This window comes from Streptomyces sp. NPDC008086, assembly GCF_042957325.1.
Lineage (GTDB): Bacteria > Actinomycetota > Actinomycetes > Streptomycetales > Streptomycetaceae > Streptomyces.
The window spans coordinates 628,770-652,325 of sequence record NZ_JBIBIA010000001.1; the positions used below are offsets into that span (position 1 = coordinate 628,770).

Annotated in this window: 19 protein-coding genes; 5 read left to right on the forward strand and 14 right to left on the reverse strand. The window is 71.3% G+C overall.

The genetic code is table 11. The features are described from left to right. Nucleotides 1–11: 11 nt before the first annotated feature. The 7 genes from hydA to ACFZBP_RS02850 all read right to left on the reverse strand — a co-directional run bounded on the left by hydA (nt 12) and on the right by ACFZBP_RS02850 (nt 8,619). Entirely contained in the window at nt 12–1,415 is a 1,404-nt protein-coding gene (hydA, locus tag ACFZBP_RS02820; RefSeq protein ID WP_383446976.1) for a dihydropyrimidinase, read from the reverse strand. 115 nt (nt 1,416–1,530) lie between these two features. Beyond that, nucleotides 1,531–2,373: a nitrilase-related carbon-nitrogen hydrolase gene (locus ACFZBP_RS02825; protein ID WP_391409497.1), complete on the reverse strand. Its 843-nt coding sequence runs from the start codon at nt 2,371–2,373 to the stop codon at nt 1,531–1,533. Between the two features lie 155 nt (nt 2,374–2,528). Next, entirely contained in the window at nt 2,529–4,112 is a 1,584-nt protein-coding gene (locus ACFZBP_RS02830; RefSeq protein ID WP_391409498.1) for a PucR family transcriptional regulator ligand-binding domain-containing protein, read from the reverse strand. Between the two features lie 38 nt (nt 4,113–4,150). Then, nucleotides 4,151–5,434, reverse strand: a complete 1,284-nt coding sequence (locus ACFZBP_RS02835) for an aminotransferase class III-fold pyridoxal phosphate-dependent enzyme (protein ID WP_391409499.1) — start codon at nt 5,432–5,434, stop codon at nt 4,151–4,153. After that, nucleotides 5,431–6,273 (reverse strand): nitrilase-related carbon-nitrogen hydrolase, encoded by an 843-nt coding sequence (locus tag ACFZBP_RS02840; RefSeq protein ID WP_383446962.1) that lies wholly within the window; start codon nt 6,271–6,273, stop codon nt 5,431–5,433. Before ACFZBP_RS02840 ends, ACFZBP_RS02835 begins: the two co-directional genes overlap by 4 nt. A gap of 191 nt (nt 6,274–6,464) precedes the next feature. Further along, nucleotides 6,465–8,204: a hypothetical protein gene (locus ACFZBP_RS02845; RefSeq protein ID WP_391409500.1), complete on the reverse strand. Its 1,740-nt coding sequence runs from the start codon at nt 8,202–8,204 to the stop codon at nt 6,465–6,467. A 130-nt stretch (nt 8,205–8,334) separates the two neighbouring features. After that, nucleotides 8,335–8,619, reverse strand: coding sequence for a helix-turn-helix domain-containing protein (locus ACFZBP_RS02850; protein ID WP_391409501.1), 285 nt, complete (start codon nt 8,617–8,619; stop codon nt 8,335–8,337). Nucleotides 8,620–8,683: 64 nt separating this feature from the next. Here ACFZBP_RS02850 and map point away from each other — a divergent pair, with 64 nt between their 5' ends. Together map and ACFZBP_RS02860 are read left to right on the forward strand one after the other, a co-directional pair. Then, a complete protein-coding gene (map, locus tag ACFZBP_RS02855; RefSeq protein WP_383446952.1) occupies nt 8,684–9,451 on the forward strand; it encodes a type I methionyl aminopeptidase in 768 nt (255 codons plus the stop codon). A gap of 191 nt (nt 9,452–9,642) precedes the next feature. After that, entirely contained in the window at nt 9,643–12,198 is a 2,556-nt protein-coding gene (locus ACFZBP_RS02860) for an AAA family ATPase (RefSeq protein ID WP_391409502.1), read from the forward strand. 30 nt (nt 12,199–12,228) lie between these two features. Here the strand turns inward: ACFZBP_RS02860 and ggt are convergent, their stop codons facing one another. Beyond that, a complete protein-coding gene (gene ggt, locus ACFZBP_RS02865) occupies nt 12,229–14,028 on the reverse strand; it encodes a gamma-glutamyltransferase (protein WP_391409503.1) in 1,800 nt (599 codons plus the stop codon). 120 nt (nt 14,029–14,148) lie between these two features. Between ggt and ACFZBP_RS02870 the strand changes: the two genes are divergently transcribed. Then, the gene (locus ACFZBP_RS02870; RefSeq protein ID WP_391409504.1) at nt 14,149–14,913 is read left to right on the forward strand and encodes a hypothetical protein; all 765 of its coding nucleotides are present in this window, start codon (nt 14,149–14,151) and stop codon (nt 14,911–14,913) included. Between the two features lie 116 nt (nt 14,914–15,029). After that, a complete protein-coding gene (locus ACFZBP_RS02875) occupies nt 15,030–16,598 on the forward strand; it encodes a CocE/NonD family hydrolase (RefSeq protein WP_391409505.1) in 1,569 nt (522 codons plus the stop codon). A 226-nt stretch (nt 16,599–16,824) separates the two neighbouring features. Here ACFZBP_RS02875 and ACFZBP_RS02880 read toward each other — a convergent pair whose 3' ends face one another. Together ACFZBP_RS02880 and ACFZBP_RS02885 are read right to left on the reverse strand one after the other, a co-directional pair. Beyond that, on the reverse strand, nt 16,825–17,568 hold the full coding sequence (locus ACFZBP_RS02880) for an amino acid ABC transporter ATP-binding protein (protein WP_383446931.1): 744 nt from the start codon (nt 17,566–17,568) through the stop codon (nt 16,825–16,827). 132 nt (nt 17,569–17,700) lie between these two features. Beyond that, nucleotides 17,701–18,108 (reverse strand): DUF6278 family protein, encoded by a 408-nt coding sequence (locus ACFZBP_RS02885; RefSeq protein ID WP_383446927.1) that lies wholly within the window; start codon nt 18,106–18,108, stop codon nt 17,701–17,703. Nucleotides 18,109–18,340: 232 nt separating this feature from the next. Between ACFZBP_RS02885 and ACFZBP_RS02890 the strand changes: the two genes are divergently transcribed. Beyond that, nucleotides 18,341–20,107: a GDSL-type esterase/lipase family protein gene (locus ACFZBP_RS02890; protein ID WP_391409506.1), complete on the forward strand. Its 1,767-nt coding sequence runs from the start codon at nt 18,341–18,343 to the stop codon at nt 20,105–20,107. Nucleotides 20,108–20,214: 107 nt separating this feature from the next. On the opposite strand, the gene ACFZBP_RS02895 is transcribed toward ACFZBP_RS02890, so the two are convergent. Genes ACFZBP_RS02895 through ACFZBP_RS02910 form a run of 4 tightly spaced genes read right to left on the reverse strand, consistent with a single transcriptional unit; the run spans nt 20,215 to nt 23,477 of the window. Continuing rightward, the gene (locus ACFZBP_RS02895; protein WP_391409507.1) at nt 20,215–20,994 is read right to left on the reverse strand and encodes an exodeoxyribonuclease III; all 780 of its coding nucleotides are present in this window, start codon (nt 20,992–20,994) and stop codon (nt 20,215–20,217) included. A 56-nt stretch (nt 20,995–21,050) separates the two neighbouring features. After that, nucleotides 21,051–21,686, reverse strand: coding sequence for an MBL fold metallo-hydrolase (locus ACFZBP_RS02900; protein ID WP_383446917.1), 636 nt, complete (start codon nt 21,684–21,686; stop codon nt 21,051–21,053). 49 nt (nt 21,687–21,735) lie between these two features. Beyond that, nucleotides 21,736–23,034 (reverse strand): 4-carboxymuconolactone decarboxylase, encoded by a 1,299-nt coding sequence (pcaC, locus tag ACFZBP_RS02905; RefSeq protein ID WP_391409508.1) that lies wholly within the window; start codon nt 23,032–23,034, stop codon nt 21,736–21,738. A 32-nt stretch (nt 23,035–23,066) separates the two neighbouring features. Beyond that, a complete protein-coding gene (locus ACFZBP_RS02910) occupies nt 23,067–23,477 on the reverse strand; it encodes a transposase (RefSeq protein ID WP_391409509.1) in 411 nt (136 codons plus the stop codon). Nucleotides 23,478–23,556 lie beyond the last annotated feature (79 nt).

The following is a 23,556-nucleotide window of genomic DNA, read 5'->3' on the forward strand; positions in this document are numbered from 1 at the left end:
GGGCTCCGCTCCTAGTTGAGGTACTGACAGGTGGAGCGGGGGGTGTAGACGCCGTGCCCGGCGCGCCCGGTGTACTCCCGCTCGGTGATGACGGGTTCGCCGCGCGAGAGGACCGTCTCGACCCGGCCGGTGGTCTGCTTGCCCTCGTACGCCGAGTAGTCGACGTTCATGTGGTGCGTCACGGCGGACATGACCTGCTCGGCCTGGGGGTCGTAGATCACGACGTCGGCGTCCGCGCCGGGCGCGATGGTGCCCTTCTTGGGGTACATGCCGAACATCCGGGCCGGGGTGGCGCAGGCGATCTCGATCCAGCGGCGGCGTGAGATGTGGCCGTCGACGACGGCCTGGTGGAGCAGGTCCATCCGGTTCTCGACGCCGGGCAGACCGTTGGGGATCTTCGAGAAGTCGCCGCGTCCCAGCTCCTTCTGGCCCACGAAGCAGAAGGGGCAGTGGTCGGTGGAGACGACCTGGAGGTCGTTCGTCCTGAGCCCCTGCCACAGCTTGGCCTGGTGCTCCTTGGGCCGCAGCGGTGTGCTGCACACGTACTTCGAGCCCTCGAAGTCGGGCTCGGCGAGGTTGTCGGTCGACAGGAACAGGTACTGCGGGCAGGTCTCGCCGAAGACGTTGAGCCCCTCGTCGCGCGCCCGTGCCAGCTCGGCCACTGCCTCCATGGCCGAGACGTGCACGACGTACAGCGGGGCGCCCGCGACCTGGGCGAGCCTTATGGCGCGATGGGTGGCCTCGGCCTCCAGCAGGGCCTTGCGCACCTCCCCGTGGTAGCGGGGGTCGGTCTCGCCGCGCGCCAGCGCCTGTTCCACGAGGACGTCGATCGCGATGCCGTTCTCGGCGTGCATCATGATCAGGCCGCCGTTCTCGGCGGAGCGCTGCATGGCGCGCAGGATCTGGCCGTCGTCGGAGTAGAAGACGCCCGGGTACGCCATGAACTGCTTGAAGGAGGTCACGCCCTCCTCCACCAGCAGGTCCATCTCCTTGAGCGTCTCCTGGTTCACATCGGAGACGATCATGTGGAAGCCGTAGTCGATCGAGCAGTTGCCCTCGGCCTTGGCGTGCCAGGCGTCGAGGCCCTCGCGCAGGGTGTGGCCCACGCTCTGCACGGCGAAGTCCACGATCGTGGTGGTACCGCCCCAGGCGGCGGCGCGGGTGCCGGTCTCGAAGGTGTCGGAGGCGAAGGTGCCGCCGAAGGGCAGCTCCATATGGGTGTGGACGTCTACGCCGCCCGGGATGACGTATTTTCCGGTGGCGTCGATGGTTCGGTCGGCCGTCCAGGCCTCGGCGACGGATGTTCCGGTGGCGGCGAGGGCGGTGATGCGGCCGTCCTCGATCAGGACATCGGCGTGTGTCTCGTCGGATGCGGTGATGACGAGGCCGCCGCGGATTACTGTTCGGCCGGTCATGGGTCCTCTCCCTCGGTGGTCATGTGCCGGATGTGTGGGGCTGGTCGCGCCCGCGCGGCGGAGCCGCATGTCGATACAGCCCCGCGCCCCTAGGCGGGCTGCCCTGCCGGCGCTTTTACGGTGCTGTCAGGGGGCCGTACGCTCCCGGTGCGCGGTCCCGGTAGAACTGCCAGCGGTCTCGGACCTCCCGTAGCTTGGCCAGGTCCAGGTCGCGGACGACGAGTTCGGTCTCCTTGTCGCCGGCCACCTCGCCGACGAACTGGGCCTCCGGGTCGACGAAGTAGGTGGTGCCGTAGAAGTCGTTGTCGCCGAGGTCCTCCACGCCGACCCGGTTGATCGCGCCCACGAAGTACTCGTTGGCGACGGCCGCGGCCGGCTGCTCCAGCTGCCAGAGGTAGCGGGAGAGGCCGCGGGAGGTGGCCGAGGGGTTGAACACGATCTCGGCACCGGCCAGGCCGAGGGCGCGCCAGCCCTCCGGGAAGTGCCGGTCGTAGCAGATGTAGACGCCGATCTTCCCGACGGCGGTCTCGAAGACGGGCCAGCCGCTGTTCCCCGGACGGAAGTAGAACTTCTCCCAGAATCCCTGCACTTGGGGGATGTGGGTCTTGCGGTACTTGCCGAGGTAGGAGCCGTCCGCGTCGATCACCGCGGCGGTGTTGTAGAGGACGCCCGGCTGTTCCTCCTCGTACATGGGCAGGACGAGGACGATGCCGAGTTCCTTGGCGAGCGCCTGGAAGCGGCGCACGGTCGGACCCTCGGGGATCTGCTCGGCGTACTCGTAGAACGCCTTGTCCTGCACCTGGCAGAAGTACGGCCCGTAGAACAGCTCCTGGAAACACAGCACTTGAGCCCCTTGCGCGGCCGCGTCGCGGGCCGCCTGCTCGTGTACCTGGATCATCGATTCCTTGTCGCCGGTCCAGGCGGTCTGGAAGAGGGCGGCACGAATCACTCGGCTCATCGGGACCTCCGGTCGCTCGGTGTGCGAGAAGGCTAGGAAGTCCGGAGCGGCGGTTTGAGTTGCACGGTGTCACGTCTGAGGGCGTGCGGCGTGCCACGGTGTCACCCTGTCGTGGTCTCATGTTTCACCGCCGTTTTCCCAGGTCGTGGCAGGTTTCAGCTCTGTTGCGCGTCATGCGCGAGGAGTGCGATGTGGACGGACGCGGCCTGCTCGAAGTCGTCGAGGTCGACGCCGAGCCGGGTCTGTATCGCCTCCAGGCGCCGGTAGAGCGCGGGCCGTGAGACATGGTGGAGCTGGGCGGTGCGGGACTTGTTGCGGCCGGTCGCGAGATAGGTCCGCAGCACGGACAGCATGTCCTCGTCGGCCGCGCACAGCAGCCCGTCCAGTTCCCGCTCCGCGAAGGACTGCACCTGCGGGTCGTCCCGCAACAGCCGGATCAGGCCGCGCAGATGGACGTCCTTGAGGCGTACGACGGCCGGCAGGTCGAGGGCGGCGGAGGAGTCGGCGACGGCGTCGGCGACATGCTGGGCCTCGCGCAGTCCGGCGGGCACGTCGTCCCACGCGGTACGGGCGTCGGCGGCGGCCACGACGGTCCGGGCCTCCCCCGACTCGGTACGCACCCGGCCCGCGAAGTTCGCGGCGAGCACGGCGGCATCCTGGTCCCGGGCGAGGCTGAGCAGCACGGCGGTGGCTCCGTCGGCGAGCTCGGCGACGATCCCGGACAGCCCCAACAGCCGCAGAACCCGCTCCAGTCGGGCCGCGTCACCATGGCGCACGACCAGCGGAACGAAGGCACGCCGGTTGACCGGCAGGCCGGCGGCCCGCGCGCGGGGCAGCAGTTGCCTCGCCGGTACGACCCCGCTGACCAGGTCGGTCAGCAGGCTCTGCGCGGACTGCTCCTCCCAGGTGTGCGCGGAGGTGCCGCCGAGCATGCGGTGCAGGACGAGCGCCTCGGCGGCGCGGTCGGCGAGCAGCCGTCCGGTGGCGGTGTCGCCGCGGTACCCGCACAGCGTGATCTGGCCCCACCGCTCGCCGCGTCCGCCGAGTTCGGCGCGGATCCAGCCGTCGCCCTCGTTGCCGCCGGCCTGCCGGGCGATGCGCTCCCAGTCGCGCAGCACGTCGTCCACGGCCGAGCGCTCACCGGCCGTGGCGAGGACGCGGTGGGCGAGGTTGGTGACGACGACGGGGCAGGCGCTGTGCGAGGCGATCTCGTCGAGGAGCCGCTGGAGCGGGGCGCCCGCGGTGATGAGTCCGGTGAGGGCGGTCCGTACGGACTCCGAGAGGCTGACGGCGGCGAACTTCCGCCGCACGAGCCGGCACTGGACCTCTTCGGTCAGCTCGGCGAAGGGGAACGGCCGGTGCAGGACCACCATGGGCAGCCCGCACCGCTCGGCCGCCCGGCGCATCACGTCCGGCGGCGCGGGGAACGCCCGGCCGAGGCCCAGGACGACGGCCGCCGCCTCGGCCCGGTGCAGGGAGCGGATGTACTCGGCCTGCTTGTCCTCGTCCCCGGCGAGCAGCACCCCGGTGGTGAGCACCATCTCGCCGCCGCTGAGCATCACTCCGACGTCCGGCGCCTCGGCGACGTGCACCCAGCGCACCGGCCGGTCGAGCTGACCGGTGCCGGCCACCACCTCCGGCTCCCCGGCGAGCACCCGCTCCAGGGTGAGGACCTGCCGGACCGACAGGGCGGGTTCCGAGGGCTGCGAAGGCTCCAGGGGCCCGGAGGTGGTGACCATGGCGACGTTCCCTCACTCGGGTGCTCGGATGGGTCGTGCTAGATGCTCCTCAGAGCGTTCTCGAGGATGGCGGCGCCTTCCTCGGCCTCCGCGACGGTGAGGGACAGGGGCGGGGCGATGCGCAGGGAGGTGGTGTTGTGGCCGCCGCCCTTGCCGATGAGGAGGCCGCCCTCGCGGGCCGCTTCCAGCACGGCCGACGCGGCGGCCGGGTCGGCCTCGTCGGTGCCGGGCCGGGTGATCTCGACGCCCAGCATCAGGCCCCGGCCGCGTACCTCCCGGACGTGCGGCACCTGGGGGGCCACGGTCCGCAGCCGTTCGAGGAGCAGCCCGCCGACCCGTCGGGCGTTGCCCTGGAGGTCGTGTTCCAGCAGGTAGGAGAGATTGGCGAGGCCGGCCGCCATGGTGATCTGGGTGCCGCCGAAGGTGGAGATGCTGTTGGAGTCCAGGCAGTTCATGATGTCGGCGCGGGCGACGACACCGCCGATGGACATGCCGTTGCCGATGCCCTTGGCGAAGGTCAGCATGTCCGGCGGACCGTTCTGCCCGTGCGCCTGCCAGCCCCAGAAGTGGTCGCCGGTGCGGCCCCAGCCGGTCTGCACCTCGTCGGCGATCCACAGGATGCCCTGCTCGGCGAGGACCTCGCGGAAGGCGGCGTACAGCCCGTCCGGGCCGGACGTGAAGCCGCCGACGCCCTGGACGGGTTCGGCGATCAGCGCGGCCGGCGGGCGGGTGTGGCCGAGGACGTCCCGCAGGTCGTCGACGCAGGCGGCGATGAAGTCGTCGTCGTTCAGGTGCGCGTACGGCCCGCGTGTGCGCACCCCGCCGTGGACGTACAGCGTCTGCAGCGGTGACAGCGAGGTCGGGGACCAGCCACGGTTGCCGGTGATGCCGACCGCGCTGAAGGAGCGGCCGTGGTAGCTGTTGCGCATCGCGAGGATCGTGTTGCTGCGCCGGTAGGTCGTCGCGAGCAGCAGGGCGGTGTCGTTGGCCTCGGTGCCGGAGGTGGTGAAGAAGACTCGGGCGTCCGGGATGCCGCTCAACTGGGCGACGCGCTCGGCCAGTTCGACCATCGGCCGGTTGAGGTACAGGGTCGAGGAGTGGATGATCCGCCCGGACTGTTCGCTCACCGCCTTGGTCACCTCGGGCAGCGCGTGCGCGGTCATCGTCGTCAGGATGCCGCCGAAGAAGTCGAGGTAGCGGTTGCCCTCGGCGTCCCACACATGGCGGCCCTCGCCGTGGGTGATCTCCAGCGGCTCCTCGTAGTAGAGGGCGAGCCAGTCGGGCAGCACGGCGCGGTGGCGTCCCAGCAGGTCCTTGGTCACGGCTGCACCAGTCCTTCGTAGGCGTCGGGGCGGCGGTCACGGTAGAAGGCCCATTGCTGGCGCACTTCGTCGATGAGGTCGAAGTCGAGGTCGCGGACGATCAGTTCCTCCGTCTTGTCGCTGGCCACCTCGCCGACGAACTGGCCGCGCGGGTCGACGAAGTACGAGGTGCCGTAGAAGTCGTTGTCGCCGTACTCCTCGACACCGACCCGGTTGATCGCGGCGACGAAGTACTCGTTGGCGACGGCGGCGGCCGGCTGTTCCAGGCGCCACAGGTAGGAGGAGAGGCCGCGGTGGGTGGCGGAGGGGTTGTAGACGAGCTGAGCGCCGTTCAGGCCGAGTTGCCGCCAGCCCTCCGGGAAGTGGCGGTCGTAGCAGATGTAGACGCCGACCTTGCCCACGGCGGTGTCGAAGACGGGCCAGCCGACGTTGCCCGGCTTGAAGTAGTACTTCTCCCAGAAGCCCTTGACCTGCGGGATGTGGTGCTTGCGGTACTTGCCGAGGAAGGTGCCGTCGGCGTCGATCACGGCCGCGGTGTTGTAGTAGAAGCCGGCCTGCTCGACCTCGAAGACCGGGACGACGATCACCATGCCCGTCTCGCGGGCCAGCTCCCGCATCCGCCGCACGGTCGGCCCGTCGGGGACCGGCTCGGCCCAGTCGTAGTGCCGGGGCTCCTGGACCTGGCAGAAGTAGGGCGCGTTGAACACTTCCTGGAACCCGATGATCTTCGCACCCTGACGGGCCGCCTCGCGGGCGTGCTCCTCGTGCTTCGCCACCATGGACTCGGTGTCGCCGGTCCAGGTGGCCTGGACCAGAGCGGCACGAACGACGTTGGCCATGAGCTGCTCCTTCGACGGGACGTCAGAGCCTCTACGCCCGTAGAGGGGGCCGTAGAGGCTCGAAAGTAAGCCCCTGGAACAGCCTTGCCAAGACCATCGTCGTTAACCCGCAGAGTCGATCGCGTTTCACACTCCTGTGGGTGACTGATGGGGCCGGTGGGAGGGGTGTCGCCTCCTGTGCACGCCAACTCTCAAGCCGTGTGGCCCGCCACCCGCAGCGCGTGGACGAGATCCCACCGGCACTCGTCCGAGACCCCCTGCGCGGCCGCCAGCAGCAGCGGTACGAGCGTCTTCGGGTCGGGTGCGGCGCTGCGGGCGGCCTCCTCCGGGGTGCGGACGCGGACGTAGGCGTCGAGCAGGGCGCGGACCTCGCGGTGCCGTCCGTCGCCGGTCAGCGCGACGACGGCCTGCCCGATCTCGTGCGCGGGCCGTCCGACGCCCTGCCGCAGGATCTGCTCCCCGTCGTCGGCCCTGCCCGCCGCGGTCAGCGCGTCGGCGGCGGCCACGAGCCGCTCGGCGGGCAGTGAGGCGGCCTCCCACAGCAGGGTCGCCCAGTCGGCCCCGAGACCGGCGCGCTGCATCTCGGCGGCGAGCAGGGGGATGCGTACGGCGGGCCAGTACGCGGCATCGACGAGCAGCGCGTGCGCCTCACCGCTGCGTCCCTCGCCGCGCAGCCGCACCAGCGTCCGAACGACCTCGACGACGTCCCGCCGGTCCGCCCCGTCCAGTTGCTCGGCCCTCGGTTCCACCGGGGCGGCCACGACCGGTTCGGCCTCGGCCCCGGCGAACCGCGCGCCGCGCGGGGTACGGCGGCCGGCGGCGGGCTGGGCGGGGAGGGTGGGCAGTACGGGGGCGGCGGCGGGCGGTACCACGACGGGGGCCGCCTCCTCCTCGACGATCCCGGCGAAGCGGGCGCTGCCCCGGCGGCGTTTGCGCTGCTGCGTCCCCCGCCCGCCGGACCGGCCCTGCTCCTCGGCAGCCGGCTTCTCCGGCTCCTCGGCCGCCCAGGACGTCGTCACGGCGGCCGGCCGCACATCGCGCTGATCCGGTGCGGCACGGTGTCCGCCGTCGGCGGCCCGGGCCTCGTTCGGCTGTGCACGGTCCGCGGCTGCCATGGCGTCCGTGAGGTCTGTCGCGGCCCAGGCGTCCCGGACAGCGGCCGCGTCCCTGGCGCCCGCGAACCCGGCACCTCCGAACCCTTCGCCCGCGAACCCCTCGCCGCCGAATCCGTCGCCTGCGAGCCCTTGGCCCGTCAACCCCTGACCTGCGAAAGCATCACCTGCGGATCGGTCGGCCGCGAACCTGTCGGCGGCGAACCCGTCGGCCCCCACCCCGTCGTCCGCCGCGAACCGGTCATCGCCCCGGAAGACGGACCCCTCCCCCACCCGCTCCCGCCGTATCGCAGGCCTCTGGGCGCCGGCCGACCTGCGGTCCAGGTCGGCCGTACGGGCGCGGAGTTCAGCGCAGCGGGCGGTGGCGCGTTCGTGGTCGTCGCGGGCCCAGGCGAGGTCGAGGCGGATGGCGTCGGCTTCCTCCTGGCTGGTCGCCAAGGCGAGCGACCTGCCGAGTTCCGCCTGCCGTTCGGCGGCGTAGCGCTGTTCGCGGAGCATGACGTCGAGGCGGTCGCCGAGGGCGTCACGGCCGCCCGGCCGGGCGTCGTACGCGGCGAGGGCGGCGGCGTGCAGGGCGCGGGCGCGTTCCGTCTCGGGGCCGGCGCCGCCGGGGCCGTACTGGGCGGCGAGGTCGTGCAGGAGTGCCTCCACGACGTCCCAGGGCGGTACTTCACGTCCGTCGAGGCAGGCCTGCATGCCCTCCGGGTCGCGCTGCCAGAACACCCCGCACCAGCCGCCGCCCTGGTCGAGGCGCGCCAGAAGGCCGTCCAGGTAGTTCACGAACTCCCGTACCCGGGCCGGGAGTTGTTCCACTGACATTGCCCAACTCCCGCCAGACCGGAGCACTCCGGTCCGTAGGCAACACCAGTCATGTTACGAATGGGCTACGGGGAGTTTTCCGAATGGACGCAGAGTACGCCGCGGCTGCCGGAACGTGACGTGCGGCCGCTCAGGCGGCGGCGTCGGCGTCGGCGTCGGCGTCGGCGTCGGCGACCGGTGCACAGCGGCCGACCAGCTCGTCCATCGACAGCCCGAGGGCGTGCGCCAGCGCGGCGACCGTGAAGAAGGCCGGGGTGGGCGCCCGGCCGGTCTCGATCTTGCGCAGGGTCTCGGCGGAGATGCCGGCGCTCGCGGCGACCTCCGGCATGCTGCGGCCGCCGCGGGCCTCGCGGAGGAGCCGGCCGAGCCGCTCGCCGCGTTCACGCTCTTCGGGGGTGAGAGGGGTGCGCACCATGACGCCGATTCTAATACCGCACCCGGTTGAGATCACCCATTCAAATACCGGTATAGTAATTGGCATGGTGGAACTGAAGACGGAAGAGTCGATCGAAGCGATGTACCGGACCGGGCAGGTGGTGGGGCAGGCGCTCACGGCCGTACGCAAGGCCGCTGACGTGGGGGTTTCCCTGCTGGAGCTGGACGAGGTGGCGCGCGGGGTGCTGAGCGCGGCGGGCGCGACATCCCCCTTCCTCGGCTACCGCCCCTCCTTCGCGCCCACGCCCTTCCCGGCCGTCATCTGCGCCTCCGTGAACGATGCGATCGTGCACGGCATCCCGACCGGGTACCGCCTGCGCGACGGCGACCTGGTCTCCATCGACTTCGGCGCCGAACTGGGCGGCTGGGCGGGCGACTCGGCGATCAGCTTCACGGTCGGCACGGCGCGCCCCGCCGACGTACGCCTGATCGAGACGGCGGAGCGGGCGCTGGCCGCGGGCATCGAGGCGGCCGTCGTCGGCAACCGCATCGGCGACATCGCCCACGCCATCGGCACGGTGTGCCGGTCGGCCGGCTACGGCGTCCCGGACGGCTTCGGCGGCCACGGCATCGGCCGCCGGATGCACGAGGACCCCTCGGTCCCGAACGAGGGCCGCCCGGGCCGCGGCATGCCCCTGCGGGCCGGCCTGGTCCTCGCCATCGAGCCCATGCTCATCGCCGGCGGCAAGGACGACTTCCACGCCGACCCGGACGGCTGGACCCTCCGCACGAACGACGGCTCCCGCGCGGCCCACGTGGAGCACACGGTGGCCATCACCGAGACGGGCCCGCGCGTCCTGACAGCCCGCTGACCGCCTCCGGCGCGTGAAACCGACCTCGCCCTGCCGCGGCGCTCCCTGAAGGTGCCCCCCGCCATCGTTCGTGCGAAGGTGTTCTACGAACGCGGCCAGGTGTAACCGGCTTCCGCCCGGGTTACCCGACTCCGGCACGCCGATCAAGCGAGGGCGACCCTGCCCGCGCAGGGACGCCGGATGGGAACGCCATGACCAGCGGCTTCAATGGTGGTCCGGAAGACTACGACCCCTTCGGAGAATTCCTCGCCCGCTTCTTCGGCGGACCGCGCCCCGGCCCCCGTCAGATCGACATCGGCCGTCTGCTCAGCCAGCCGGCCCGCGAGCTGGTGCGGGGCGCCGCGCAGTACGCCGCCGAGCACGGCAGCCGCGATCTGGACACCCAGCATCTGCTGCGCGCCGCGTTGTCCGCCGAGCCGACCCGGAGTCTGCTGAGCCGGGCCGGCGCGGATCCCGACTCGCTGGCGACGGAGATCGACGAGCGGTCGGGGCCGGTGCAGCACCCGCCGGGCGAGGCCCCGCCGCCGACCTCGCTCTCCCTCACCCCCGCCGCCAAACGCGCCCTGCTGGACGCGCACGACCTGGCCCGGGCGCGCGGCACCGGGTACATCGGCCCGGAGCACGTGCTCAGCGCCCTCGCCGCGAACCCCGACTCGGCGGCCGGGCACATCCTCAACGCGGCCCGGTTCAGCCCTTCCGGCGGGCCGCCCGAGGCCCCGGACGCCCCGGATCCCCGGCCCCGTATCGACCAGCGGCCGCGCGTCGACTCCGGTACGCCCACCCTCGACAAGTACGGCCGCGACCTCACCGACCTCGCCCGCCGGGGGCGTATCGACCCGGTGATCGGACGGGACGAGGAGATCGAGCAGACCATCGAGGTGCTGTCCCGGCGCGGCAAGAACAACCCCGTGCTGATCGGGGACGCGGGCGTCGGCAAGACCGCGATCGTGGAGGGCCTGGCCCAGCGGATCGCCGACGTCGACGTGCCCGACGTGCTCAGCGGCCGCCGCGTGGTCGCGCTGGACCTGACGGGCGTGGTCGCGGGCACCCGCTACCGGGGCGACTTCGAGGAGCGGCTCAACAACATCGTGGGCGAGATCCGCTCGCACTCCGACCAACTGATCGTGTTCATCGACGAGTTGCACACCGTCGTGGGCGCCGGAGGCGGCGGCGAGGGCGGTTCCATGGACGCCGGGAACATCCTCAAGCCGGCCCTCGCGCGCGGCGAGCTGCACATCGTGGGCGCGACCACGCTGGAGGAGTACCGCAGGATCGAGAAGGACGCGGCGCTCTCCCGCCGCTTCCAGCCGATCCTGGTCCCCGAACCGACCACCGCCGACGCGATCGAGATCCTGCGCGGCCTGCGCGACCGCTACGAGGCCCACCACCAGGTCCGGTACACCGACGAGGCGCTCGTCGCCGCCGTGGAGCTGTCCGACCGCTATCTCACCGACCGCCGGCTGCCGGACAAGGCGATCGACCTGATCGACCAGGCGGGCGCCCGGGTGCGGCTGCGGGCGCGGACCAAGGGCACGGACGTACGGGCCATGGAGCGCGAGGTCGAGCAGCTGTACCGGGACAAGGACCAGGCGGTCGCCGACGAGCAGTACGAACAGGCGACCCAACTGCGTGACCGGATCGTCGAGTTGAAGCAGCGCATCGCCGACGCGTCCGGCAACGGCGAGGTCGACGAGGGCCTGCACCTGGAGGTCACCACCGAGGCCATCGCGGAGGTCGTCTCCCGGCAGACCGGCATCCCGGTGAGCAGTCTCACCGAGGAGGAGAAGGACCGGCTGCTCGGTCTGGAGGAGCACCTGCACGAGCGGGTCGTCGGCCAGAACGAGGCCGTACGCGTCGTCTCCGAGGCGGTGCTGCGCTCCCGGGCCGGGCTCGCGAGCCCCGACCGGCCGATCGGCAGCTTCCTGTTCCTCGGCCCGACCGGCGTCGGCAAGACCGAACTGGCCCGGGCGCTCGCCGAGGCGCTGTTCGGCAGCGAGGAGCGCATGGTCCGCCTCGACATGAGCGAGTACCAGGAGCGGCACACCGTGAGCCGGCTGATCGGCGCCCCGCCCGGCTACGTCGGCCACGAGGAGGCAGGCCAGCTCACCGAGGTGGTGCGCCGGCACCCGTACTCGCTGCTGCTGCTCGACGAGGTCGAGAAGGCCCACCCGGACGTCTTCAACATCCTGCTCCAGGTCCTGGACGACGGCCGGCTGACCGACTCCCAGGGCCGCACGGTGGACTTCACCAACACGGTCATCGTGATGACCAGCAACCTGGGCTCGGACGCGATCAGCAGGGGCGGCGCCGGCATCGGGTTCGGCGCGGGCGGCGAGGAGGCCGACGAGGAGGCCCGGCGCGAGCGGGTCCTGCGGCCGCTGCGCGAGCACTTCCGGCCCGAGTTCCTCAACCGCATCGACGAGGTGGTCGTCTTCCGCCAGCTGACCCCGGAGCAGTTGCAGCGGATCACCAACCTGATGCTGGACAAGACCCGTCGGCTGCTCCAGGCCCAGGGCGTCTCGGTCGACTTCACCGGCACGGCCGTCGACTGGCTCTCCGAGCGCGGCTACCAGCGCGAGTACGGCGCCCGTCCGCTGCGCCGGACCATCCAGAAGGAGGTCGACAACCAGCTCTCCCGGCTGCTGCTGGACGGCCGGATCGGCGAGGGTGGCCGGGTGACGGTGGACGTGGAGGACGGGCGACTCACCTTCCGTGCGGAAGAGCTGCCGCCCGCCCCCGAGCTGTGACCTGCCGGGTGGTGACGTTCCGGGCCGGTCCTACGACGCCGGCCGCACCACCATCGCCGAGCCGCCGCCCCGCCGTACCTTCTCGGCTGCGGCCAGCCACTTGCCGTTCGGCAGCCGCTGTACGCCGGTGGCCGCGCCGATCTCCGGGTTGAGCCGGAAGCCGTGCCCGATGGCCTCCAGCCGCGCCCGCAACGGGCTGTTGTAGAGGCCCGGTTCGAGCTCGGTGGTGGTCTGGTTGCGCTGGCTGGCGCGCGGGGCGGCGATGGCGTCGACCAGCGGCAGGCCCCGGTCGAGGAAGCCGGTCAGGGTCTGCAGCACGGTGGTGATGATGGTCGCGCCACCGGGCGAACCGAGCGCCACCACGGGCTTGTCGTGCCGGTCGAGCACGATCGTCGGCGACATCGACGAGCGCGGCCGCTTGCCCGGCCCCGGCAGGTTCGGGTCGTGGACGTCGGGGCTGGCGGGCGTGAAGGAGAAGTCCGTCAGCTCGTTGTTGAGGATGAACCCGCGGCCCGGGACCGTGATGCCGCTGCCGCCGGTCTGCTCGATGGTGAGCGTGTACGAGACGACGTTGCCCCACTTGTCGGCCACCGTCAGGTGGGTCGTGCTGTCGCCCTCGTAGGTGGTCGGCGCCGCCGTGCCGCTCGCGTCGCAGGCAGCAGGATCGCGCGGGTCGCCCGGCGCGACCGGGCTGGTCAGCACCGCGTCGTCCTTGATCAGGCACTCCCGCGAGTCGGCGTACCGCTGCGACAGCAGCTCCTTCGTCGGGACGTCCTCGAAGTCCGGGTCGCCGACCCAGCGCCCCCGGTCGGCGAACGCGATACGGCTGGCCTCGATGTAGCGGTGCAGGTACCGGACCTCGCTCGCCTTGGACAGGTCGGTGTTCTCCAGGATGTTGAGCGCCTCGCCGACCGTCGTGCCGCCGGATGACGAGGGAGCCATGGAGTAGACGCCGAGGCCGTGGTACGAGGTCCTGCTGGGGGCCTGGGACTTGGTGCGGTAGGTCGCCAGGTCCTTGGCGGTCAGGTCGCCGGGGCGGGCGTTCCAGCCGGAACCCGGGTCGACGGGCGGGTGGTTGACCGTGTCGACGATGTCGTCGGCGAGGTCGCCGCGGTAGAGCGCGCCGACGCCCTTGCGTGCCAACTCGGCGTAGGTACGGGCGAGATCGGGGTTCTTGAAGGTGGAGCCGACGACAGGGAGCCGCCCGCCCGGGAGGAACAGCTTCGCGGTGTCCGGGAAGTAGCGGAAACGGGTCTCGTTCGCGGCGGTCTGGTCGCGGAAGGTGCCGTCGACGGTGAAGCCGTCCCGGGCGAGCCGCTCGGCGGGCTTCAGCACCGTCCCGAGCCGCCGGCTCCCCCACTTGTCCAACGCCTGCTGCCAGGTCGCGGGCGTGCCCGGGGTCCCGACGCTGAGGCCGCTGCTGACGGCCTCGGCGAAGGGCATCGCCGTGCCGTTCTCCACGAACAGGCCGGAGTCGGCGCTCAGGGGCGCGGTCTCACGGCCGTCGATGGTGCGCACCGTACGGGACTTGGCGTCGTAGTAGACGAAGTAGCCGCCTCCGCCGATGCCGGCCGAGTAGGGCTCGGTGACGCCGAGCGCGGCGGCCGTGGCCACGGCGGCGTCGACGGCGTTGCCGCCCTTGCGCAGGACCTCGATGCCGGCCGCGGAGGCGTCCGCGTCGACGCTGGACACCGCGCCGCCATAGCCGACGGCGACCGGGACCTTCTCGACTGCCGTGCTCTCGGCGGCGGGTGGCGCTGCCGCCCCCACCGACACCACGGCGGCCGAGACCGCCAGGACCGACAGTTTCCGCGCGACAGGGCGACGCATCCGCACCTCCAGCCAGGGACCGTCCGGGCAGCCTATGCGATCGGCATGCCCCCGTCAGCAGGACCGCGCCGGGGCACTGCTCGAACACGGGTTTGCGTGGGCCCGCTACCATGCGCGCCCATGAATGACGACGTGCGCAACATCGTGCTGGGCGTGCTCGCGGCGGGCATCAGCGCCGGGCTGGGCTGGCTCGCCCGTACCTACCTGTGGAAGCGCAAGCTCCGCCGCAAGCAGGAGTTCTTCGGGCTGCCGCAGAACTCGGAGTCCCTGCTCGTCGTCAACCGGGACCCGGCCACCTCCGAGCCCGCGGTCCACCGGTTCGACGTGTTCGCCCTGCTGGAGCTCGCGGCGCTGATCAAGGACTGCGGGGCGCACCTTCAGATGGTGACCCAGGACAACGTCCAGCAGGGCTTCGGCGAACGCACCGAGTTCTGCGTCGGCGGCCCCGGCTCGAACCGGCGGATGCTGGCCCACATGGCGGCGATGCTGCCCGGGGTGCGCGTGAACATCGACCCGGAACCGGGCCCGGACCGGGGTGCCTTCCAGATCGGCGGCGAGCGCTACCGCATGGAGGCCGGTGTGACGGAGTACGTCCTGCTGGCCCGTCTCACCGCGGGCGAGCGACGCGAGGCACGGCCGGTCTTCCTCTTCTGCGGACAGCGTGCGATCACCAACCAGGCCGCGACGCGCTATCTTGCCCGCAACCACGAGCGGCTGGCCCGCAAGCACGGCGCCAAGCCCTTCGTCCTGCTGCTGAAGGTCGTCAACTCGCAGGCGTACGGCCCCGATGTCGTCGAACTGGTCGCGGACGTGACCCGGACCGCGCAGGCGCCGCCGCCGGCCACGGAGGCCGTTCCCGCACGGAACTCACACCGCGCCTCCTGAATCCGTTCACATGACAACAATCGTTACTGCCACGTAACTTACCGACGGGTTACTTGCGGTAAGGGGCCACGGTTACCGTTCGGTCACTTTGCACTGACACGAGTGAGGAGTGACCTGTGGGAACCCAACGCAAGGCCCTGCGCACGACCGCCGTGGGCGCCGTCTCCGCGACCCTGATCGCCGGGACCGCCCTCGGACTCGCCCCCGCCGCCCAGGCGGCCACCGGCGGCGTCCGCTTCGTCGACATCGGCGGCGACGGCGGCACCACCCTCAAGGCGAACGTCATCACGCCGGCCGGCGCCGACGGCAGCCGCCGCTACCCGCTGCTCGTGCTGCCCACGAGCTGGGGCCTGCCCCAGGTCGAGTACTTCGCGCAGGCCCAGAAACTCGCGAACTCGGGTTATGTCGTGGTCAGTTACAACGTGCGTGGCTTCTGGCAGTCGGGCGGCGAGATAGAAGTGGCGGGCCCGCCCGACATAGCCGACGCGTCCAAAGTGATCGACTGGGCGCTCGCCAACACCCCGGCCGACGCGGCTCACGTCGGCATGGCGGGCGTCTCGTACGGCGCCGGCATCAGCCTGCTGACCGCCGCGCACGACAAACGGGTCCGGGCCGTCGCCGCCCTCAGCGGCTGGGCCGACCTCATCGGCTCGATCTACTCGGGCCGCACCCAGCACGTCCAGGCCGCCGCGCTGCTGGACGGCGCGAGCCTGGTCACCGGCCGCCAGAGCGCCGAAGTCCGGCAGATCTTCAATGACTTCTACGCCTCCAACCTGTCCAAGGAACAGGACATGATCAATTGGGGGAAGAAACGTTCTGTCGCAACATACGTGGACCAACTCAACAAGAACGGCGCCGCGGTCATGATGGCCAACGCCTGGGGCGACACGATCTTCCCGCCCAATCAGTACGCGGACTTCTACGAGAAGCTGACCGGCCCCAAGCGGCTGGAGTTCCGCCCCGGCGACCACGCCACCGCCGAGCTGACCGGCCTGTTCGGCCTGCCCAACGACGTGTGGACGGACACCGAGCGCTGGTTCGACCACTACCTCAAGGGCGCGGACAACGGCGTCGACCGCGAGCTGCCCGTCCGCCTCAAGTCCCGTTCCTCGGGCGGCTACGAGGGCTACCCGGACTGGAAGTCGGTCGGCGCGACCGAGCGGAAGATCGCCCTCGGCGGCACGACCACCATCCATGCGAACGTCAACTCGGGCGCGGACGGCGGAGTCGTCTTCCTCTCCAGCATCCTCGACCAGGTGGCCCAGCTGCCCCCGATGGCCTCGATCCCGCTGATCCCCCGGCGCTGGGCGGGCGTCTGGCAGTCGGAGAAGTACGCCACGGCCCAACACCTGCGCGGCACGGCCAAGTTGCACACCACGCTCACCCCGACCAAGGAGAGCGGCACCCTCGTCGCCTATCTGTACGACGTGGGGCCACTCGGCCTCGGCAAGCTGGTCAGCAACGCGCCGTACACCTTCCACGGACGTACGCCGGGCAAGCCGTTCGGCGTCGACCTGGAGCTGTACTCCACGGCCTACGACGTCCCGGCAGGGCACCGGCTCGCCCTGGTCGTCGACACGGTCGACCCGCTCTACATCGAGCACAACCCGTCCGGCGCGCGGCTGACCTTCTCCTCACCGGCGAACGACCCGTCGTACGTGTCGATTCCACTGCGTGAGCAGTGATCTCCGGCCGGCGCCGGGCGGGTATGGCTCTGTGACTGCTGCCCCCTGCTGCCCCTTGGTCTAGGGGCCGTGGGGGGATCCCCACCCGGCAGCAGCGTCCCTGGTCGCGGCCGGGGCCACCTCCACGGCCTTGGGGACGGACGGAACATCGTAGTCGAGGTCGTTCGCGGCGAGGATTCCGGCGGGGACAAACGCCGTTCGTCTCGGCATGGGTCGCACTTCCCGCTCAGTGATGGAGGATCTTCGACAGGAAGTCCCGGGCGCGCTCGCTGCTGGGGTTGGTGAAGAACTCCTCCGGGCTGCGGTCCTCGACGACACGGCCGTCGGCCATGAAGACGACGCGGTTGGCGGCCGAGCGGGCGAAGCCCATCTCATGGGTGACGACGATCATCGTCATGCCGTCCTGGGCGAGTTGACGCATGACCTCCAGCACCTCGTTGATCATCTCGGGGTCGAGCGCGGAGGTGGGCTCGTCGAACAGCATCGCCTTGGGCCCCATGGCGAGGGCCCGGGCGATGGCCACGCGCTGCTGCTGGCCGCCGGAGAGCTGCGCGGGGTACTTGTCCGCCTGGTCGGCCACACCGACGCGCTCCAGGAGCTCGCGGGAGCGCCGGTCGGCGTCCTCCTTCTTGCGGCCGCGGACCTTGACCTGCCCGAGGGAGACGTTCTGCAGGACCGTCTTGTGGGCGAACAGGTTGAAGGACTGGAAGACCATGCCGACTTCGGCACGCAGCCGGGCGAGCGCCTTGCCCTCCGCGGGCAGCGGCTGCCCGTCGAGCAGGATCGTGCCGGACTGGACGGTCTCCAGCCGGTTGATGGCCCGGCACAGCGTCGACTTCCCCGACCCCGAGGGGCCGATGACCACGACCACTTCCCCTTTGCCGACGGTGAGATCGATGTCCTGGAGGACATGCAGGTCCCCGAAGTACTTGTTGACGTCACGCAGCTCGATCAGTGGATCGCCAGCCATGCCCCAGTCACTCTCAGCTGTGTAGCGGTTTCCGCAAACTATCCGGGCGGCAGTTGACTCAATGCGCGACACGCACTTTTCGGGCATAAGCCGTATTTACTTCGAATTTATGTCGAACTATCGACCGGGGTGTCACGCCTCCGAGACCTCCGCGTACAGCTGCGAAAGCTCCGGTACCCCGTTCACGGCCCACTCCTGCCCCGAGCTCACGACATCGAACTCACGGCCGGAGGCGAGCCGCACGACCGGCTGACCGTCCGGCCAGATCTCCCAGGCGGCCCCGGGCACGGTGCGCACGATGACGGTGCCGAGGTACAGACCGGCGTCGTTGCCCAGCCACGGCAGGATCTCCTCGTCCTCCCGCCACCGGGGCAGCAACTGGTCGAGCGCCTCCAACGAGGCCGCCGTGTCGTCGAGTCGGATCCCCGCACGGGTCGCGTGGGAGCGCAGGAGTTCGCACTCGGCGAGGAGTTCGGCGATGCCCTCGGGGTCGGGGGCCCCGCGCTTCTCGGGCCGGTCGCCCAGAAAAGGGATCTTCATACCCCCAGCGTGTCATTCGCACGGCCGAACGCACCACAGGCGCGCGGGCCGCCGATTCCGGGCGAGTTCACGCCGACTTCAGGCATGGCTCGTTGACGGGTCACGGGTGCCTCTCTAACTTCACGGTGCGTCTTGCGTCTCGCCGGAACGTCTCGCGCCTGTACGTCTCATCCGAAGTTGTCATGTGCAGCCATACGCCGTCCTGAGCGGTCGTGAACGGGAGGAGTCGGAGTTGCGCCGACGTGTGTGGAGTTCCGCGGTCGTCCTCGCAGCCTTCGCGGTCCTGGTGCCGGGTGTCTCCGCACAGGCCGCCCCCGAGCGCGGAGCCGGACCGCTGCCACTGGACCAGCTCTTCGACAACAGGGCCGTCAGCGACGACACCCGGCCCACCGAGGCCGACTTCGACGGGTCGGGCGCCTCCCTGTCCGCCCAGGCCCTGACCGCCGCCGGCTGGACACCCGGCCGCGCGCTGACCGTGCAGGGAGCCCGGCTGACCTGGCCGAAGCGGCAGCCGGGCCGGCCGGACAACGTCCTCGCCGCCGGACAGGACGTACGGGTACGCGGGCGGGGCGACGCCCTCGCCTTCCTGGTGGCCGGGACGGGCGGCTCCGGCGCCGCCGGCACCGGGATCGTCACCTACGCCGACGGCAGCCGCACCTCCTACCACCTGACCGCCCCCGACTGGCGCACCGGCCCCCTCGCCACCAAGGCGGTGGCCCTGACGCACCTCAACACGCCCCACGGCCAACTCGCCGAGCGGCCACGGCTGTACGTCATGACCGTGCCGGTCGTGACGGGACGCGAGGTCGCCTCCGTACGGCTGCCGCGGGCGAACGGCCTGCATGTGTTCGCGCTGGCGGTGCGGGCCCCGGCCACGGGCTGGACGGGGAGTTGGTCGACGGCGACGGGCGGCTATCCGACCGTGGGGCCGTGGACGGACCGGACGCTGCGGCTGGTGGTGCACACGTCGGTCGGCGGGCCGCGGGTGCGGCTGCGGTTCGACAACACCTTCGCGGCGGCGCCGGTACGGATCGGAAGGGCCACGGTGGCCGTGCAGTCGGCCGGCGCGGCGGCGCGGGCGAAACCGGTGGCGGTCTCCTTCCGGGGTGCGGCGGGCGCCGTGATCCCGGCCGGGGCCCAGGCCTACAGCGATCCGCTCGGCTTCAAGGTGCCCGCGGACGCCAATCTGCTGGTGAGCTTTCATCTCCCCCAGGCCGTGCCGGCCGCGCCCGTGCACCGGCTCGCGCAGCAGCGGTCGTATGTGAGCGCGCCCGGTGACCACACGGCGGACCGCTCCGCTACGGCGTACCCGACTGTCCTGACCAGCTGGCCACTGCTGACCGGTGTCGACGTCAGCGGTGGGCCGGGGTCCGTGGTGCTCCTCGGGGACTCCATCACCGACGGCGACAAGTCCACGGTGGACGCCAACCGGCGGTGGCCCAATGTGCTGGCCACCCGGCTGCTGAAGCAGAGTGTGGTCCCGCGCTACGGGGTGCTGAACCAGGGGATCTCGGGCAACCGTGTGGTCTCCGACCGCTATCCCGGCGACGGGGTCTCCACCGACACGGCCGGGGTGAGCGCCCTGCACCGGTTCGACCGGGATGTGCTGGCCCAGACGTCGGCGCGTACGGCGGTCGTGTTCGAGGGCGTCAACGACGTGCGCTGGGGCACCGGCGCGGAGCAGGTGATCGCCGGGCTGCGCGAGATCGCGGACCGGGGGCACGCACGAGGGCTGCGGATGCTGGCGGCGACGATCCTGCCCTGCGAGGGCGAGGCGCAGTGCACCCCGCTGGCCGACGTGGAGCGGGTCGAGGTGAACGCGTGGATCCGCTCCAGCGGCGCGTTCGACGGCGTGCTCGACTTCGACGCGGTGGTACGGGATCCCGCGCGGCCCTCTCGCATGCTGGCCGCGTACGACAGCGGGGACCATCTGCATCCCGGCGATGCGGGGCTCGCCGCGCTGGCTCGGGCCGTGGATCTGAGGTTGCTGGTGCCGTGAGGTTTGCGGCGTTGGAGTGGGCGCCTGGGGGCTGTGCCCCCAGACCCCCTGTCGGCCTTGCGGCCTCGTCCTCAAACGCCGGACGGGCTGATTGTGGGCGACCTCCCCTACACGTCCAGGTCGACCACTACCGGCGCGTGGTCCGACGCGCCCTTGCCCTTGCGCTCCTCGCGGTCCACGTAGGAGTCGGTGACGGCCTTGGCGAAGGGCTCGTTGCCGTAGACCAGGTCGATGCGCATGCCGCGGTTCTTGGGGAAGCAGAGCTGGCGGTAGTCCCAGTACGTGTACGGGTGGTCGTACTTCAGGGGGCGCGGGACCACGTCGGAGAGACCGGACTCGCGCAGGGAGGCGAGGGCGGCGCGCTCGGCGGGGGTGACATGGGTGAGGCCCTCGAAGGCGGCCACGTCGTAGACGTCGTCGTCCGTCGGCGCCACGTTGTAGTCGCCCATCACCGCGAACGGGCGGCTGCCGCACGCGTCGCCGGCGACGGCGGCCTTGAGGGCCTCGAACCACTGGAGCTTGTAGGCGTAGTGAGGGTGGTCCACCTCACGGCCGTTCGGCACGTACACCGACCAGACGCGGATCGGGCCGCAGGTCGCGGAGATGGCGCGGGGCTCCACGGCGCCGTCGAAGCCGGGGTCGCCCGGGAGGCCCTTGACGACCTCCTTGAGGCCTACACGGGAGAGCACCGCCACGCCGTTCCACCGGCCGGTGGCGTTGACCGCCGCCTCGTAGCCGAGGTCGCGCAGCGGGTCGAACGGGAAGGTGTCCTCGGCGACCTTGGCCTCCTGGAGGCACAGCACGTCGGTGCCGCTGCTCTCCAGCCAGGCGAGGAGCCTCGGCAGGCGTGCGGTGATCGAGTTCACGTTCCAGGTCGCGATGCGCATGCCTGACAACCTACCGGGCGGGACTGACAACGCGGTCCCGCCCGGGGTGGGGCCGGTCACAGCTCGGCGGAGTCCCCCGGGGTCAGGCGCAGGTGCTCCGAGCCGCCGAGGCCGCCGATCTGGCGGTCGTAGATGGGGCGGGCCAGGTCGGTGAGCAGGGCGTCGTGGATGTCGTAGGCGCGCTGGGGCTTGACCTCGCGGACGTAGTCGATGACCTCGGAGATCTTGTTCCAGGGCGCCATGACCGGGAGCATCAGCGTCTCGACCGGGTGGTCGGGGACGGTGAGGGCGTCGCCGGGGTGGAAGACGCGGCCGCCGTCGATCAGGTAGCCGACGTTGGTGACGCGCGGGATGTCCGGGTGGATCACGGCGTGCAGTTCGCCGTGGACCTGGATGTCGAAGCCTGCGGCGGTGAAGGTGTCGCCGTGGCCGACGGTGTGGACGCGGCCCGGGAACGCCGCCGAGATCTGCTCAGCGACGGACCTCAGCGTCCAGATCTCGGCCGCCGGGTCGGCCTCCAGGGCCGCCCGCAGCCGCGCCTCGTCGTAGTGGTCGGGGTGCTCGTGCGTGACGAGGATCGCGTCCGCGCCGACCGCGGCGTCCTCCTCGCTGAACCCTCCGGGGTCGAGGACGAGAGTGCGCCCGTCCTTCTCCAGGCGGACGCAGGCGTGCGACTTCTTCGTGAGCTTCATGGCACCATCCTGCCCCCGGGGCCGGCCCGCGATCACGCTCCGGGCCCGGTCACTCCGTGGGCGTGGTCTCCTCCCGGATGACCTGCTGGGCGACCTTGAACGCGCTGTTCGCCGCCGGCACGCCGCAGTAGACGGCCGTCTGGAGCAGCACTTCCTTGATCTCGTCCGGGGTGAGGCCGTTGCGCAGGGCGGCGCGGGTGTGGAAGGCGAGCTCGTCCATGTGACCACCCGCGACCAGGGTGGCGAGGGTCACGCAGCTGCGGGAACGGCGGTCCAGTCCGGGTCTGTCCCAGATCTCGCCCCAGGCGTACCGGGTGATGAACTCCTGGAAGTCCCCCGAGAACTCGTCCGCCTGCGTCAGCGCCCGGTCCACGTGCGCGTCGCCGAGCACCTCGCGACGAACCTTGACCCCGGCGTCGTACGGGTCCGGCCGCCCCGTCGCCGGCGGCTGCACGACGGCCGGCGCGATCTCGGCGATGGGCGCGGGCTGCGGCGGCGCGGCGGCCAGGACCGGCTTGGCGGGGGCGGCGACGATCGCCATCTGACCGGTCGTGGAGTCGTAGGCGGGCTGCCAGGCGGTCGTGAAGTGCCGGACCAGCAGATCGGTGACCGCGGCGGGCTGCTCGACCGGGACGAGGTGGGAGGCGCCGGGGACGACGGCGAGGCGCGCGTCCGGTATGCCGGCGACCAGGGTGCGGGCCTCGGCGGGGCCGGTCACCTGGTCGTCCGAGCCGACGAGGACGAGGGTGGGCACGGCGACGCCGGCGAGCTGGGACCGTACGTCGAAGGAGGCGAGCGCCTCGCAGGCGGCGATGTAGCAGCCGGGGTCGGTGGTGCGCACCATCTGCACGGCCCACTCGGTGATCGCGGGCTGGGCGGCGGCGAAGCCGGTGGTGAACCAGCGGTCGGGCGACGTGCGGGCGATGGGGTCGAGGCCGTTCGTGCGCACGATGACGCCCCGCTGCCGGAACTCGTCGGCCGTGCCGAAGCGCGGCGAGGCGGCGATCAGGGCGAGCGAGGCGATGCGCTCCGGGTGGCGCAGGGCGAGTTCGATGCCGAGCGCGCCACCGAGTGCACAGCCCGCGTAGCCGAAGCGCTGCACGCCCAGGCCCTCGAGGGTGGCGAGCAGTCGGTCGGCGAGCTCCGCGACGGAGCCCGCGGGGTAGGCGGGGGCGCCCCCGTGCCCCGGCAGGTCGAACCGGAAGACGCGCCACTGCTGGGTCAGCTCCGGGACCTGGCGGTCCCACATGTGCCATGTTGTACCCAGTGAGGGACCGAGGATCAGGACCGGGGCGTCTTCTGGCCCGTCAAAGCGGTATTGCAGGGTGTTCATCGGTGTCTCACTCACCCGCCTGACCCTCTCATCTGTCACGACAACCCCTATGAGCGGGGTGCTGGCCGTAGGTGTTTTACCAGGTGGGAGACCTCGCGGGCCGCGTAGCGTTTGAGGCAGCGGACTATTTCGCGCCGGGTCTTGCCCTCCTTGATGCGGCGCTCGTAGTAGTTCTGAGTGCGCGGATCGACCCGTAGGCGGGTGAAGACGATGCGGTGGAGCGCGGCGTTGGCCTGACGGTCGCCACCGCGGTTGAGTCGACGGTAGTTTCGCCGTCCCGAGGAACGCTCGACAGGGCTGACACCGCACAGCGCGGCGAACGACGCCTCGCTGTCCAGCCGTTCCGGGTTGTCCCCCACCGTGATCAGCAGAGCGACCGCCGTGTCCGGGCCGATCCCCACCACGTCGAGCAGCTGCGGGGCGTGCCGTTCCACGAGCCGGCCAAGCCGCGTTTCCACGTCCCGGATCTGCTCGGAGAGCTGGCCGATCCGGCGCCGGCACACCATGCGCGTCGTACGCCAGAACTACACCCTGTCC

Coding starts and splice junctions, on each gene's coding strand:
- ACFZBP_RS02825 (WP_391409497.1), bottom strand. CDS start 2,373: ATGAGCCGAGTGATTCGTGCCGCCCTCTTCCAGACCGCCTGGACCGGC.
- ACFZBP_RS02885 (WP_383446927.1), bottom strand. CDS start 18,108: ATGAAGATCCCTTTTCTGGGCGACCGGCCCGAGAAGCGCGGGGCCCCC.
- ggt (WP_391409503.1), bottom strand. CDS start 14,028: ATGCGTCGCCCTGTCGCGCGGAAACTGTCGGTCCTGGCGGTCTCGGCC.
- ACFZBP_RS02880 (WP_383446931.1), bottom strand. CDS start 17,568: ATGGCTGGCGATCCACTGATCGAGCTGCGTGACGTCAACAAGTACTTC.
- ACFZBP_RS02900 (WP_383446917.1), bottom strand. CDS start 21,686: ATGAAGCTCACGAAGAAGTCGCACGCCTGCGTCCGCCTGGAGAAGGAC.
- ACFZBP_RS02860 (WP_391409502.1), top strand. CDS start 9,643: ATGACCAGCGGCTTCAATGGTGGTCCGGAAGACTACGACCCCTTCGGA.
- ACFZBP_RS02830 (WP_391409498.1), bottom strand. CDS start 4,112: ATGGTCACCACCTCCGGGCCCCTGGAGCCTTCGCAGCCCTCGGAACCC.
- ACFZBP_RS02850 (WP_391409501.1), bottom strand. CDS start 8,619: ATGGTGCGCACCCCTCTCACCCCCGAAGAGCGTGAACGCGGCGAGCGG.
- ACFZBP_RS02895 (WP_391409507.1), bottom strand. CDS start 20,994: ATGCGCATCGCGACCTGGAACGTGAACTCGATCACCGCACGCCTGCCG.
- ACFZBP_RS02840 (WP_383446962.1), bottom strand. CDS start 6,273: ATGGCCAACGTCGTTCGTGCCGCTCTGGTCCAGGCCACCTGGACCGGC.
- hydA (WP_383446976.1), bottom strand. CDS start 1,415: ATGACCGGCCGAACAGTAATCCGCGGCGGCCTCGTCATCACCGCATCC.
- map (WP_383446952.1), top strand. CDS start 8,684: ATGGTGGAACTGAAGACGGAAGAGTCGATCGAAGCGATGTACCGGACC.
- ACFZBP_RS02870 (WP_391409504.1), top strand. CDS start 14,149: ATGAATGACGACGTGCGCAACATCGTGCTGGGCGTGCTCGCGGCGGGC.
- ACFZBP_RS02845 (WP_391409500.1), bottom strand. CDS start 8,204: ATGTCAGTGGAACAACTCCCGGCCCGGGTACGGGAGTTCGTGAACTAC.